This is a genomic window from Tenacibaculum agarivorans, from assembly GCF_001936575.1.
In the GTDB taxonomy this organism is placed as follows: domain Bacteria; phylum Bacteroidota; class Bacteroidia; order Flavobacteriales; family Flavobacteriaceae; genus Polaribacter; species Polaribacter agarivorans.
Genome location: NZ_MSMP01000007.1, coordinates 82280 through 99225, shown reverse-complemented (window position 1 = coordinate 99225; position 16946 = coordinate 82280). Strand labels below are relative to the sequence as shown.

The window sequence follows — 16946 nt, the reverse complement described above, 5'->3', positions numbered from 1 at the left end:
ACTAGATCAATTTACATATAAAACAAAACTAATATGTTACAATACGTATTAGATGTGTCTAATTTTTTTAACTAATGCATTATACAGTGTAATATAAAGCATGAGCGTATGAAAAACTATTAAAAAAAGAACTAAGTACAAACAACAACCGTAAATCATTTTAGACTAAACCCTTATTTAACACCCTAGAATTTTTATTTTAAAAGAATCCCTCTAAAACCAAATAAATTCTTCAAAAAATACAATCCATTCTAGTAACATAGTTTAATAGTCTTCAATCGATTTTGAATTGGTTTACCAATTTATTATTGATAAAAATCATTTTGCCTAGATATTACTATCATTATCATTGTGATAGCTAATGTTACTATGCGTGTACTTAATTGAAAGTAAAAATCTAGAATAGTATTTTACAAGATATAATTCCCTATTTCTTCATGTAAACATCATCATTCTAGTAATATTTTAAATATCCTAATGATTGATTATTAGTGTGTTAATAAAAAACACTAATAATTGAAATGGGATGATAATATTCAATAGTAACCTAAATTAATTTATCATATTATGAAACTTAAACTTTTATTTGTGGGAATATTTCTCACATTATCAGCCAAGGTTTTCTCGCAGTACAATTACGGAGAAGCTTTGCAAAAATCACTTCTTTTTTATGAAACCCAGCAGTCAGGAATATTACCAGACTGGAATAGAATTAGTTGGCGGGGTGATTCTGGTGTTAATGACGGACAAGATGTCGGACTAGATTTAACAGGTGGATGGCATGATGCAGGAGATCATATTAAATTTGGTTTTCCAATGGCTTTTTCTGTTACAGCATTAAATTGGGGATACCTAGAATATAAAGAAGGGTACGACAATACAAACCAAACAGAAATTTTTAAACGTAACATAAAATGGGTAACAGACTACTTTATTAAGTGTCATCCTTCTCCAAATGAGTTTTATGTGCAAATATCAGAAAAAGGGCAAGACCATAACTATTGGATGCCAGCAGAAATGGTAGATGTACATCCAATGTATGGAGTTAGAAAAGCACACAAATTAACACCATCTAATCCTGGAACAGAAGTTTCTTGTGAAACAGCAGCAGCTTTGGCCTCAGCAAGTATGGTTTTTAAAGATAGTGATCCTGCTTATAGTGCTACATTATTACAACACGCAAAAGAATTATTTGAATTTGGAGATACCAACAGAGGATCTTACCATACAGATGGAGGTACGCCTGTAGGACCAACATATCCAGCTGGTCCTTATGAAGATGAAGTGGTTTGGGGAGCTTTATGGTTATACCAAGCTACTGGAGAACAAAAATATCTTGATAAAGCCGAGGCAGAATATGCACAACCAGACTTCTTATGGAGTTTAGTTTGGGATGATAAATCCTATGGAAATATGATATTATTAGCCATTTTAACTGGAAAAGATCAATATAAAATTGATTCTGAGCGTCATTTAGATTTTTGGCAACCAGGTGGAGGAATTAACTATTCTCCAGGAGGACAAGCACATTTATTTCAATGGGGATCGTTACGTCATTCTATGAATGCTGCATTAACAGCATTAATTTATAGTGATAATGTAGCAACATCAAAAAAGCAACAATACCATGATTTTGCAGTAGATCAAATTAAATATGCTTTAGGAGATAATCCAATTAATAGAAGTTATGTAACTGGTTTTGGAAACAATCCACCAACAAAAATTCACCACAGAGGACAACACAGTAGTTGGAGACGTAGTGAAGCTATCCCAGTAGAATCTAGACATACATTATGGGGAGCATTAATAGGTGGTCCTAACTCTGCAGATGATGGATATGATGAAGATCGTTCTGATTTCCAAGAAAATGAAGTAGCTACAGATTATAATGCTTGTTACCAAGGAGTTTTAGCAAGAATGATTATGGAGTTTGGAGGAACGCCTTTAGCGAATTTCCCTCAGCCAGAAGTACCAGGTCCAGAATTTATGAATGAGGTAAAAATAAATAGTACTTCTTCTAAATTTACAGAGGTAGCAATTTGGTTAAATAACAGATCTGCTTGGCCAGCTAGAGTACCGAATACATTAACTGCTCGTTATTTTATTAATATTTCTGAAGGAGTAGCTGCTGGGTTATCACCTAGTGACTATCAAATCACAGCTAGAGGAGCAGGAAACGTAGTAGGAGGATTACAAGCATGGGATGCATCAAGTAATATTTATTATGTAGAAGTAGCAGTAGATCAAGATAAAATGCCATTCCCAGGTGGACAAGGTGAATACAGAAGTGAAATTCAAATGCGTGTTGGGATTCCTAATACAGCAGATGAAAGTGCTTGGGATGCAACAAATGATTTTTCAAGAACAGGAATTAACAACACATTAAAAATAGTTGATAATGTACCAATTTATGCTGACGGAAAATTAGTTGGAGGTAAAGAACCGAATGGAGGAGATACACCAACAGCATCTTTTACAGCTACGCCAAAAACAGGAATTGCACCTTTAGAAGTACAGTTTGACGCTTCTGCATCTTCTGATCCTAATGGAGATAACTTGACATATAGCTGGGATTTTGGTAATGGTACTACTTCAACTTTAGTAAATCCTAAAGCTACTTACACAGCTGTGGGGGATTATGTAGTTACATTAACAGTTAGTGATGGAACAAATACATCTTCACCAGTTACAGAAACAATACAAGTTACTGACGGAAGTCCTATTGCATCATTTACAGCAAGTACAGAAAGTGGAGCAGCACCATTATCAGTACAGTTTGATGCTTCTGCTTCTTCTGATCCTGCTGGAGGTACTTTAACCTATTCTTGGGATTTAGGAAATGGTCAGTCTGCTAATACAGTTACTACATCTGCTTCTTATGATATAGGTACATATACTGTGACATTAACAGTAACTAATGCAGCAGGACAAACAGATGTAACTACAAAAACAATAACTGCAGCTGATGGTAATGTAAGTTGTGCTTTTGGAGCACCAACAGCTGAAGCATTACCTTCTATAGACAATACACAATACACTAATATATTTGTATTAGGAAATGGCGGACCAAATTTAGATAACATAACTATGTTTACCATTAATTGGGATTTAGCTAATAGTGGTTTATATCAATTTGCAATTAATACAAATAACGGAACTCCTAATTGGTATGTAGATCTTAGATCTGTTTCTACACAAAACTTTAATAGTGCACAGCCATCAATAACATTTACAAATTCTGGGATTTCTGGATTAGATGGAGCATATTGGGCTACAGTAGATAAAGGTAATTTTGCTTTAGTTTCTCAAACAGGAGGCTATACAATTTACTTTAGCACTTCAGCTACTAAACCAGATTGTGGCACCATTTCTACACCAGTAGTAGATGGAGGAACAATTAGTGGAGGGCCATTTACATTTACTGTTGGAGATGGTATTGTAGATAACGTTTCAGGAATAACACTTACAGGTAATGTAGGAGCAAATTCTACATGGGTAGTAACCGATGCACAATCTAATATATTAGGTTTACCAGCAACATTAACAGCTTTAGAGGGAGTTGATTTTGATACAGCTGGTGACGGTACTTGTTTAATCTGGCATTTAAGTTTTGAAGATGGACTACAAGGAGCAGTAGTAGGGAATAATGCAAGCGACTTAGTAGGTACATTCGATTTATCAAATAGTATTGAAGTAATTCGTAACCCATTTGTGAATCCACCAGTAGTAGATGGAGGAACAATTAGTGGAGGGCCATTTACATTTACTGTTGGAGATGGTATTGTAGATAATGTTTCAGGAATAACACTTACAGGTAATGTAGGAACTAATTCTACATGGGTAGTAACCGATGCACAATCTAATATTTTAGGTTTACCAGCAACATTAACAGCTTTAGAGGGAGTTGATTTTGATACAGCTGGTGACGGTACTTGTTTAATCTGGCATTTAAGTTTTGAAGATGGACTACAAGGAGCAGCAGTAGGGAATAATGCAAGCGATTTAGTAGGTACATTCGATTTATCAAATAGTATTGAAGTTATCCGTAATCCATTTGTAAATCCAGTAGTAGATGGAGGAACAATTAGTGGAGGGCCATTTACATTTACTGTTGGAGATGGTATTGTAGATAATGTTTCAGGAATAACACTTACAGGTAATGTAGGAGCAAATTCTACTTGGGTAGTAACTGATGCACAATCAAACATTTTAGGTTTACCAGCAACATTAACAGCTTTAGAGGGAGTTGATTTTGATACAGCTGGTGATGGTAGTTGTTTTATTTGGCATTTAAGTTTTGAAGATGGATTACAAGGAGCTGCAGTTGGAAACAATGTAAGTAGTTTAGCAGGTACCTTTGATTTATCAAACAGTATTGAGGTAATTCGTAATCAAGTTTCTACAGGTGGAGATTGTAAATTTGGTACACCATCATCTGATGCGTTACCATCTGTAAATCAAGCTTACGAAAACATATACGTTTTAGGTTCTGGAGGTCCAAATTTAGATAATGTAACTAATTTGACAATAAACTGGGATTTAGGAAATAATGGATTGTATCAACTTTCTATGAGCACAAATAATGGTACTCCAAATTGGTATAACGATTTAAAAAGTAAGGTAACACAAAACTTTAACAGTGCTCAGCCAGCAATCACAATAGCAGGTTCAGGTTTTCCAGGTTTAGATGGTGCTTATGATGTAACTTTAGACCAAGGAAACCTTGTGTTAGTATCTAAAACAGCAGCATATACCCTATACTTTAGTACTTCAGCAACAGCTCCAAATTGTGATGGAGGATCAGGAGGTAATAATAATCCAATAGCTGAATTTACAGCTACACCACCAACAGGTCAAATTCCATTAACAGTTACGTTTGATGCATCAGCTTCTTCAGATCCTGATGGAGATACCTTAACGTATAGCTGGGATTTTGGTGATGGAAATACAGGAACAGGAGTTACAGTTGATAATACATTTACTACAGAAGGTAATATTCCAGTAGTATTAACAGTATCTGACGGTAATGGAGGTGAAGCTCAAAAAACAATAGTGATTAGAGCTACAGATACACCGATTATTGTAGATCCAGATCCTACAGGAAATGTATACTTAGATCGTTTTAACGAATTAAGAGCAGAGTTTTATGCTCCTGAAAATGGATATTTTAGTGCAGATGGTTCTCCGCACCACTCAATAGAGTCTTTAATTGTAGAGGCACCAGACCACGGACATGAATCAACTAGTGAGTTATATTCATACTGGTTATGGTTAGAAGTAATGAATGGTAGAGTAAACAAAGATTGGTCAAAATTAAGTGATGTTTGGGATAAAATAGAACAATTTATTATTCCTACTAAAGCAGATCAACCAACTAATGCAGCTTATAACCCTTCAAGCCCTGCAGCGTATGCTCCAGAATTTGCATTACCTAGCGGTTACCCTGCACCATTAGAATTCTCAGCTCCTGTGGGAGTGGATCCAGTATCAGCAGAATTAACAGCTGCTTACGGACCAGAAGTGTATCAAATGCACTGGTTATTAGATAATGATAATTTCTATGGTTATGGAAACAGAGGAGATGGTGTGAGTACACCTTCATATATCAACACTTTCCAAAGAGGAGAGCAGGAATCTGTTTATGAAACAATACCACATCCATCTTGGGAAGGATTTGATTGGGGAGGAGCTGATGGTTATTTACCATTATTCACTATAGATCAAAATTATTCTAGACAATGGAGATACACAAGTGCAACAGATGCAGATGCAAGAGCAGTTCAGGCAATGTACTGGGCACAAGTATATGCTAAAGAGCAAAACATTAGTTTAAATGTTTTAGATTTAGATAAAGCAACTAAAATGGGTGACTACTTAAGAATTGGAATGTTCGATAAGTACTTTAAACCTTTAGGAGTACAAAGTGAAACTACAGGAGCAGGTACTGGTTATGATAGTGCGCACTACTTAATGTCATGGTATATTTCTTGGGGAGGAGCAGTAGATACTTCTGCACCTTGGGCATTCAGAATTAGTTCTAGTCACTGTCATTTCGGATACCAAAACCCAGTAGCAGCTTATGCAATGTCTCAAGTGGATGAACTAAAACCAGCAACTCCAAATGGAGCAAGAGATTGGGGAGTAAGTTTACAAAGACAATTAGAATTCTATACTTGGTTACAATCTAAAGAAGGTGGTATTGCTGGTGGAGCTACGAATAGTTGGAATGGAGATTATAGTACTTATCCAGCAGGAAAATCTACATTCTATGACATGGCATTCGATACAAATCCAGTATATGAAGACCCAGGAAGTGGTACTTGGTTTGGATGGCAAGCATGGTCTATGGAGCGTATTGCAGAGTACTATTACATCACAAATGATGCAATGGCTAAAAATCTAATGGACAAATGGGCTAATTGGGTGAAAAATGTAGTAATCCTTATTGGTGATGATGATTTTGATATTCCAGCAACATTAGAATGGACAGGAGAGCCTGATACTTGGGATCCTAATAATCCAGGTTCTAATAGTGGACTTAGCGTTACAGTTACAGACTATGGTAAAGATTTAGGAGTTGCAGCTTCTATGGCAAAAGCATTAATTTACTATGCAGCAGCTACCGAAAAGTACGAAACATTAGATACAGCTTCTCGTGATTTAGCTAAAGAAGTTTTAGATAGAATGTGGGTGACTTACAGAGATGACAAAGGTGTTTCTGCTCCTGAGTCTAGAGGAGACTTTTCACGTATGTTTGAACAAGAAGTATTTGTACCTTCTGGATTCTCAGGAACAATGCCAAATGGAGATGTTATTGAGCCAGGTGTTACTTTCTTAGATATCAGATCTAATTATAGAAATGATCCTGATTTTGCTCGATTAGAAGAAGCTTACAATACTGGTCAAGAGTATACGCAACGTTACCACAGAAGCTGGGCACAAATTGAAGTTGCTTTAGCAAATGCAGAATACGGATTCTTCTTTGGAGATAATCAAACAACAACAAATCAACCAGCTGTAAAAAGAATGGTAGTTGGTGTTGGACCTAACCCAACAAAAGATATGTTGAATGTATCAGTTTCAAATAATGAAAATAAAGTAGAGCTAAAACTAATAGATCTTTCAGGTAGAGTAGTAGGAACTCAACAATTAGAAAGCGCTCAACAATCAACAGTAATGTCTGTTAAAGGACTTCCAGTAGGAATATATATACTTCAAACTAAGGATATAGCAAGTTCAGCTATCATCAGTAGAAAGAAAATTATAGTTACCAAATAACTATTGGGTTTAAAAGGAGGAGTGGTGTATACGCTCCTCCTTTTTCTTTTCAACCAATTAAGCAATCAACCGAATTTAAAATAAATAGTACTCAAACTATGAAAAATCTAATGTTTAGAGCATTAGTAACTTGTACGTTATTATTGTTAACCGCACTACAAATAAAAGCACAAACCAAAAATGTACCTTCAGGTTTTGTATATGCTGAAGGAGATAAGTTTATGTTAGATGGACAACCATTTTATATATCAGGAGCTAACGTTTATGACTTTTTTACGTATGGATCATCAAGTGGAGATATAGAAACTCAGTTTATGGATAAACAACGTATTGATGAGCATATGAGAAGACTTTATGTTAATGGAATTAGAGTTATCCGTATTTGGGGATTTAGTCATGAAGATTGGCACGGATTTGAACCACAAAAAGGAGTATATAGTGAAGCGCAATTTTCACTATTTGACTATGTGGTTAAATCTGCTGAAGCAAATGGATTAAAACTAATAATTGCACTAGAAAATTATTGGAATGATTATGGAGGAATTAAAGATCGTCTCAAATGGGAAGGAATAGATGTAGAAGGAGCAGGAACACATGATCAAGGACAGTTTTTTACCAATGCATCTGCTGTACAAGGATATAAAGATTATGTGGAATATTTTATTACACGTAAAAATCACTATGATGGAGTAGAATACAGAAATGACCCAACTATTTTAGCTTGGGAATTAATGAATGAACCAAGATATCAAGGTTTTGGAGATGATTTAACTTCAGATACACTTAGAGCTTGGGTGGACGATATGGGAGCTTTTATTAAAGCTTTAGATTCAAATCATATGTTAGGTACAGGGTTAGAAGCACATGGACTTAAATATGGATTTGGGGGAGATGAAGGAAACGACTTTATTAAAATTCATGAATCACCATATATCGATTTTACATCAGCGCATCCATACATTCGTGAGAGCTGGTCTAATTTTACGTTAGATGAAACTATGGCATTAATCTGTCAGTGGGCAGATGAATCTCATGATATTATCAAAAAACCATTATACATTGGAGAATTTAATGTAGAAAGAATTGAGCGATTAGAATGGTGGGAAGAAATTTATGGTTTTATAGAAGATAAAAAAATTGGAGGAAGTGCTTTCTGGTGGTTCCCAGATAATAATACACCTAGAGATAAATTTGGCGTTTTCGAAGGAGATGTTGAGCTGGCTATTTATAAAAGTCATGCACAAAAAATGGAAGATATGTCTGGTGGAGAAGTAATATACTTATCGTTAATGTCACCAAAAGCAGGCGATAAATACGTAACAGGTAGTAACGTTCATATAGCAGCCAATCTTGTCAACGCAAATAATACGGTAGCTAAAGTAGAGTTTTTTGCTAATGGCGTATCATTAGGCGAAGATACTACTACTCCTTTCGAATTTGATGCCATATTGCCTGATGGTAATTATAGTATCACTTCAGTAGCTACAGGAGTAAATGGAGTAACTAAAACCTCTAGTGGGAGAAATATACAAGTAGGTGGAACTGGAATTTTAGAATTGGAATACAAAAATGCATCACCAGATGCAATTACCAATATTATAAAACCTCACTTTAGAATTCAAAATAACTCATCGGTAGATGTTGGGTATGAAGACTTAAGTATTAGATATTGGTTTGATGTTGATGATAATCAGGATATAAACTTTTTTGTTGACTACGCTAAGATAGGAAGCAGTAATGTAAAAGGAAAGTTTGTTACAGTAGATTCAGATACTAAGTATTTAGAAATTACATTAGACAAAGCAGCAGGGGCACTAGGTAGAAATGAAAACTCAGGAAGAATAGAGCCTAAATTTGCAAATCAGACTTGGTCAGATATGGATCAAACAAATGATTATTCTTATAGTGCTGTTCAAACTGATTTCGGAACATGGGAAAGAGTAGGTTTATATTTAAATGGACAGTTAGTAAGTGGAGTGGAGCCAACAGGAACCTCTAATAAAGCACCAATAGCAATTATTACTGCTACACCGGTTTCGGGTGATGCGCCATTGGTTGTAAATTTAGATGCTTCAGGTTCTTCAGATCCAGATGGAGATACGTTAACCTACGAATGGGATTTTGGAAATGGAGATACGTCAACAGATCAAATAGTGAATTATGAGTTTACGCAAAGCGGAAACTATGAAGTAACACTAACAGTTAGTGATGGAAGTTTAACAAGCCAAGCTAAAGAAACCATTACTGTAAATTCTACAGAAGTTATAGCAAGTTTTACCGTAGATCAAGAACAAGGAGTAGCGCCTTTAGTGGTAAATTTTGATGCTTCTGCTTCTTTAGATCCAACAGGAAATACATTAACCTATACTTGGGATTTTGGAGATACTACTACAGGAACTGGAGTAACAGCTACACATACATATGATACTCCTGGAGATTATACAGTGACGCTTACTGTAGATAATGGAGTTGTGGCGCCAGTAACAGCTACTAAAACAATTAAAGTTACAGAAGAAATTACCAATGCTGCATTAGTAGTAGAATATATTGATGGAGGAAGAGGAAATGCTACAGACAATATGATTAATCCACATTTACGAATTGTAAATAACGGAGATCAACCAGTGGCTTATGATGCATTAACTGTTCGCTATTGGTTTACATCGGAAAATAGTAACGATTTAAACTTCTGGTGTGATTGGGCTCAGTTAGGGAGTCAGTTCGTAAATGGAGCTTTTGGATTAGCAAATGGAATGAATTATATAGAAGTTTCTTTTGCATCTGGAGCAGGTTCAATTGCTGCGACACAAAATTCAGGGCCAATTCAACTCCGTTATGCTAAAGCAAATTGGAGTCCATTTAATGAAAACGACGATTATTCATATGATGCTACATCAACAAATTATACCCCTAATGGAAACATTACCATGTATCTTAATGGAAGTTTAGTTTGGGGTACTGAACCTTCAGCTACAACAAGTACTACAATGTCATTATCTAATGCTAAACTATATCCAAATCCTGCTATAGATCAAGTGACTGTTCAGCTAAATGGCAAAGTAGATAACTTAAAGGTAAATATTAGAAACCTTAGTGGAAATATTGTAGAAAGTAACACTTCGAATACAATTTCAATAGCAAGTTTGCCTGTAGGAATATATGTTGTTGAAATTCAAGATGAAAACACCTATGAAATGGTGAGAAAAAGATTAATAGTTAAACGATAAGCTAGACTATAAATCTTGTTTGCAGAAGATAGTAATTAACCGAAAAGAACAACAAAATGAAGAAAACACTAAATAAATTAAGTCTATTAGTTGTGTTGTTTACCAGCATAATTTCAATAGCGCAAGAACAAAACTGGCTTTCTGTGTCAGGAAATAAATTAATTGACTCTAGAGGTCAAGAAGTACGTATGACTGGTGTGAATTGGTTTGGTTTCGAAACCCAAAACTATTTTCCTCATGGAATTTGGACCAGAGATATGAAAAGTGTATTACAACAAATCAAAGATTTAGGTTTTAATACCATAAGAGTTCCTTGGTGTAACGAAATGTTAGATCCAGGAGCTACAATTGATATTCCTTCGTATGGATCGGATGCGTACACAGGTATTTCTCCAATGAATGAAGAGGAAACAAAAATTACCAAACCAATTGAACTCTTAGATGTCTTTGTGCAATGGTGTCAAGATAATGACATAAAAATTGTATTAGACAATCACTCTAGAGCTGCGGATGGATTTTTAAATGAAGCATTTTGGTATACGGCTGAATACTCTGAAGAGCGTTGGATTAATGACTGGATTTTTATGGCTGAGCGTTATAAAAATTACTCGGCAGTAGTAGGAATGGATTTGAATAATGAACCACATGGTTCTAGCTGGGGAAATAGCAATCCAGCTACAGATTGGAACAAAGCTGCAGAACGATGTGGAAATGCTATTTTAAATGTAAATCCTAACGTACTAATTATTGTAGAAGGTGTAGGAGAGTTCGAAGGAAATTCATATTGGTGGGGAGGACAATTGATGGGAGCTAGACAGTACCCTGTTCAATTATCTGATCCAAGTAAACTAATGTATTCGGCACATGAGTACGGACCAGAAGTAGCACCACAAGATTGGTTTACTGCATCAGATTTTCCACAGAACATGCCTGCAATATGGCAAGCAAATTATGATTACCTATATGAAGAGGGAACTTCACCTATATTCTTGGGTGAATTTGGAATTAAAAATCAAAATGCATTCGGAGGAATTGCCTTTACTTGGTTTACTGAATTCACCCAGTTTATGGGAAATCGTTATTCATGGACTTTCTGGAGTATGAATCCAAATTCAGGAGATACGGGAGGAATTTTACAAGATGACTGGGCTTCTGTAAATCAATGGAAGTTAGATGTATTAATACCTTACCAAGCTCCATTAATTCCTAATGTAATTAATGGATCAGGAAATAGAGCGCCAATTGCAAGGTTAGATGCTACGCCAACAACAGGAGGAACACCATTAACAGTACAGTTTGATGCTTCTCGTTCTTCCGATGCAGATGGAGATGCATTAACGTATACCTGGGATTTGGGAGATGGAAATACAGCTACAGGGGTAACAGTATCGAATACATACTCACAAGCTGGTCAGTATAGGGTAACACTTACTGTAAGTGATGGGGATTTACAAAGTACAGCGATTCAAGATATTGAAGTATTTGATATAGATGTAAACAATCCTCCAGTAGCTAGTTTCACAACAAATGTTATTACAGGTAATGCACCTTTAACAGTTGATTTTGATGCATCAGGTTCTTCTGATCCAGATGGAGATGACCTAACCTATCTGTGGAATTTTGGAAATGGAATGGGAGGTACTGGTGTAATTGTTTCTAATCAATATACAGAACCAGGATCTTATGAAGTTGTACTTACCGTAAGCGATGGCGCATTTGAGGTTATAGACAGTAAAACAATTATTGTAACAGCAAATGATATACCTAATGGATGTGATTTTAATACACCTTCTACGAATCCTTTACCCTCAATATCCAATAAAATCTATGAAAATATTTTTGTGCTAGGTAATGGTCCGGATTTAAGCAATGTAAATAATTTAACTGTTAACTGGGATTTAGATAATAATGGATTATGGCAGTTTTCTATGAATACAAGTAACGGAGTGCCTTCTTGGTGGAATAATTTCTTACCGATTATAACACAAAATTTTAATCAGTCACAACCAGAAATTACAATTACGGGTTCAGGTTTTCCAGGATTAGACGGTAGTTATTGGGTTGCTTTAGATGGAGAGAATTTTGTGCTAGTTTCTAAAACTAATGGATTTACTATTTATTTCAGTACAACAAATCAAGCACCAAATTGTGATCAAACAGCACCAACTATTCAAGTAGCAGTTTCACCAAATCCAGTAGTAAATGAGCTTGTGGTACAATCATCTTCAGATTTACAAAACGCAACACTTAGAGTAGTAGATTATTCTGGAATAGTAATCTTAGAACAAGAGGTGAAAAAAAGTACTAACATTGAAACCTTAAGTGTGGAAAGGTTAGGAGTTGGAGTCTACTTTGTACAAGTACAAAAAGGAGAGACAATAGTGATGAAAAAAGTAATTAAACAATTCTAATCTAAAATGAAAAATATAAAAAATGCAGCTATTCGGTTAGCTGCATTTACCATCATACTACTATTAGGTTTATATAATCAAACAGTATACGCACAAAATACTATTCGTGTAGAGAACGGAAAAATCCTATCATCATGTAATGAAGAAATTGTAATGAGAGGTTACAATGAAATGTTCATTTGGTCTCAAGATAGAACAGGTGAGGTTATTTTGCCAGAAATAGCGAAAACAGGTTCTAATGCAGTTCGGTTGGTTTGGACTACTCAAGGAAACGAAGCAGAATTTGATCAATTAATTAATAATAGTATTAAAAACTCGATGATACCTGTTGCAGAATTACATGATGCTACAGGGGATTTCAGTAAACTACAAATGCTACTAGACTACTGGAAACGTCCAGCAGTATTATCAACGATCCAAAAGTATAAGAAATGGCTGATTGTAAATATTGGTAATGAAGTTGGAAATGGTTCTGAATCAACGGCACAATGGGTAGCATATTATAAAGATGCTATTACTCAGTTACGTGAAGCAGGAATAGATACGCCTTTAATGATTGATTGTGGAGGATATGGAAATCGTGAAAGTTATTTCTTAGAAGGAGGTAATGAATTACTAGAGTTTGACCCTTTACATAACATCATTTTTGCAGTACATACCTATTGGACAAATGGTGATGATCAAGCAAAAGTAGATCGATTAAATTTAATGATTGCAGATGCAAAATCAAAAAAGTTACCTTATATCATAGGAGAAGGACCACAAAAAGTAGCTTCTCCTATAGCTTGTGGACAGAGTTTTCCATATGTAGAAATGATTAAAAGACTACAAGAAGAACAAATTGGTTGGTTAAGTTGGTCATGGGGAGCTGTTGACAATAATGATTGTGGTTCACCTAATAGTGATTTAGATGTAACTACCGATGGGAAATATGGAAGTTGGGCAACTAATTTCGCAGAAGAAATTTCGGTTACTGATATCAATTCAATTAAAAATACATCGATTATACCGGCTTCTATGTTAGATCCAAGTATTGCTGCTTGTGGAGTAACATATACTATTGAAGCAACAACAAATGTAGGTGGCTCTATTTCTCCATCAGGTAATGTAGTGGTGTCTGAAAACGACAATCAAACTTTTGATGTTACGGTTAATCGAGGATATAAAATAGGAAATGTATTGGTAGATGGTGTTTCAGTTGGAGCAATAGATACCTATACATTTACTAATGTAACAACAAATCATACTATTAATGTTGTTTTTGAAGATGTACCATTGCCGCCACAAGTACCCTATGTAAATGGGCAACCGCAGTCCATACCAGGTAAAATTAAAGCTACATCTTTTGATTTGGGAGGAGAAGTTGTAGCCTATCACGATACGACAATTGGAAATGATGGTGATGGAATTCGACAAGAAGAAGACGTAGATACAGAATTTGGTGGAGATGGTGGTAATATAGGCTTTACAGCAGATGGAGAATGGATAGAATACACAGTAAATGTTACCCAAGCAGGAACGTATTCAATAGATGTTATGGTGGCTTCAGCAGTATCTGAAGGTGCTTATCATATTGAATTTGACGGAGCAGATGTTACAGGAGTACAGAATGTAGCTTCTACAGGTGGATGGACGAGTTATGTTACTCAAAAAATACCAAATGTTACACTTAGTGCAGGAGAACAAGTAATGAGAGTTTTTATGGATAAAGGTTCATTTAATTACTCAACGATAACATTTACTCTTGAGTCAGATTCAGGAGGAGATACAAGGCCTGCACCAGTTATCCCTGATCAGCCTTCATTCGTTACTGATGTTTATCGTAATATGTTTGTCGAGTCAGGGAAAAATGAAGTGGCAGTACAGCAAAAGTTAGATCAACTTTGGAATCGATATTTTGTAAATGGAAATATTGATTCTGAAAGATTGATGTATGAAGTTGGCAACGATATGGCATATATTTTAGACACTGGGAATAATGATATCCGTTCTGAAGGAATGTCGTATGGAATGATGATTTGTGTACAGTTGGATAAAAAAGAAGCATTTGATAAACTTTGGAAATTTGCTAAAACGTATAGCCAACACAAACCAGGTACGTCTAGAGAAGGACTATTTTCTTGGCAACTCAATACTACAGATTATGGGATGATAGATCCAAATTCAGCTCCTGATGGAGAAGAATATTTTATCACTGCTTTATTTTTTGCTGACGCTAGGTGGGGAAGTCAACAAGGATCGGGAAGCTTTAATTCAGAAACGGATGTGTTCAACTATAAAGCACAGGCAAATTATATTTTAGATAATATGATTAATAAGGCGAGTGCCAATAGTGGGCAATGTCCAACAAATCTCATCGATTTAAATGAGAAACAAATAGTATTTACTCCTTGTGGAGATTCAGCTCAATTTACAGATCCATCGTATCATTTAGCAGCATTCTATGATATATGGGCACTGTATGCAGATAATAATAATGCGTTATGGATTGATATGGCTGCCAGAAGTAGAGATTATTTATTACCAAGAGCAGCGCATCCAGTAACCGGATTAACCCCAGATTATTCTGGATTTGATGGTAGCCCTAAAGATGATTTGAATCGTGGTCATTTTGGTTTCGATGCTTGGAGAGTAATTATGAATATGGGATTTGATTTTGCATGGTTTCAAAAAAGTAAAAACAACACGCAAAGTATTATTAATAATCAGATCGATTTCTTTAAAGATAAACCAAATTATGAAGGTTCATGGACGTTAGATGGAACTACACCTATTACTTTCGATCATAACCCTGGTTTAGTAGCTTGTAATGCAGTAGGAAGTTTAGCACTCGCTGATGCAAAAGTCTGGCCATTTGTAGATGAATTATATGAGTTAACACCTCCATCAGGAAAGTATCGTTATTATGATGGATTATTATATATGATGAGTTATATGCATGTAGCTGGCGCGTTTAAAATTTACAAACCTGCAATTAATGAAAATAAAGCACCTACAGCTGTATTTACGAGCGATGTAATAGCAGGGACTGCTCCGTTAGAGGTAAACTTTGATGCTAGTAATTCTTTTGACCCAGACGGAGATACACTCACATATACTTGGAATTTTGATGATGGTAATTCAGGTACTGGAAAAACAGTTTCGCATACATTTTTACAATCTGGAAGTTATACAGTAACACTTACGGTAGATGATGGGGCACTACAAGATTCAGCAACAGTAGTTGTTACAGTAACAGATGATTCATCTCCAGGAGGTTGTACATTCAATACGCCATTAGATAATCCTTTACCATCTATTAATGCTTCTTATAATCATGTACATATACTAGGCGAAGGCGGCCCTGATTTAAGTAATGTAATCAACTTTGGCATTAATTGGGGATTACAAAATAACGGATTATGGCAACTTTCTATGAATACAAATAATGGAGTGCCTGCCTGGTGGCAAAATTTCTTGCCTTTAGTTACTCAGAATTTTAACCAACCGCAACCAGAAGTAACCATCGCGAACTCTGGCTTTCCAGGATTGGATGGTAGTTATTGGGCGGCCATAGACCAAGGAAATTTCGTATTGGTGTCCAAAACTAAAAACTTTACTATTTATTTCAGTAAATCAGCTAAAAAGCCCAATTGTCAAGCGGGTACAACTTCAACAAATACTACAAAAGATACTATGCCTTTAGTACATAGTATTGGACCAAATCCAACAATTGATTTTATTACAATTAATTTAAATACTAATAACGAATTAGTAAATAAATTCAATCAAAAAGGAGAAGTTAGAATAACAGATCTAAGAGGACAAGTATTAGTGAATAAAGTATTTACTAATGAATCGCGTTTACAACTTCCAACGCAAAACTTGACCAAAGGAATATACATTCTTGAAGTGAGAAGTAACACTACAGGAAAGGTAATACAAGAAAAAATCATCAAACAATAATTAAATAATAAACACTTAAGACAATGTATTTCGTGTAGAGGTAAGTCGATATTTAAAAATCGATTTGCCTTTTACATGAAAAAGG

The 16946-nt window shown here is 35.3% G+C and carries 4 protein-coding genes; all 4 read left to right on the top strand.

Translation table 11 applies throughout. From position 1 onward, the window contains the following. Positions 1 to 567 precede the first annotated feature (567 nt). The 4 genes from BVC87_RS23210 (at position 568) to BVC87_RS06885 (ending at position 16861) form a co-directional block, all read left to right on the top strand. A complete protein-coding gene (locus tag BVC87_RS23210; protein ID WP_075341630.1) occupies positions 568 to 7278 on the top strand; it encodes a glycoside hydrolase family 48 protein in 6711 nt (2236 codons plus the stop codon). A gap of 98 nt (positions 7279 to 7376) precedes the next feature. Then, positions 7377 to 10505, top strand: coding sequence for a cellulose binding domain-containing protein (locus BVC87_RS06895; protein WP_083629324.1), 3129 nt, complete (start codon positions 7377 to 7379; stop codon positions 10503 to 10505). A 56-nt stretch (positions 10506 to 10561) separates the two neighbouring features. After that, positions 10562 to 12916 (top strand): cellulase family glycosylhydrolase, encoded by a 2355-nt coding sequence (locus tag BVC87_RS06890; protein ID WP_075341628.1) that lies wholly within the window; start codon positions 10562 to 10564, stop codon positions 12914 to 12916. A gap of 6 nt (positions 12917 to 12922) precedes the next feature. Then, entirely contained in the window at positions 12923 to 16861 is a 3939-nt protein-coding gene (locus tag BVC87_RS06885; RefSeq protein ID WP_075341627.1) for a glycosyl hydrolase family 8, read from the top strand. Positions 16862 to 16946: the final 85 nt, after the last annotated feature.

Coding starts and splice junctions, on each gene's coding strand:
- BVC87_RS23210 (WP_075341630.1), top strand. CDS start 568: ATGAAACTTAAACTTTTATTTGTGGGAATATTTCTCACATTATCAGCC.
- BVC87_RS06895 (WP_083629324.1), top strand. CDS start 7,377: ATGAAAAATCTAATGTTTAGAGCATTAGTAACTTGTACGTTATTATTG.
- BVC87_RS06890 (WP_075341628.1), top strand. CDS start 10,562: ATGAAGAAAACACTAAATAAATTAAGTCTATTAGTTGTGTTGTTTACC.
- BVC87_RS06885 (WP_075341627.1), top strand. CDS start 12,923: ATGAAAAATATAAAAAATGCAGCTATTCGGTTAGCTGCATTTACCATC.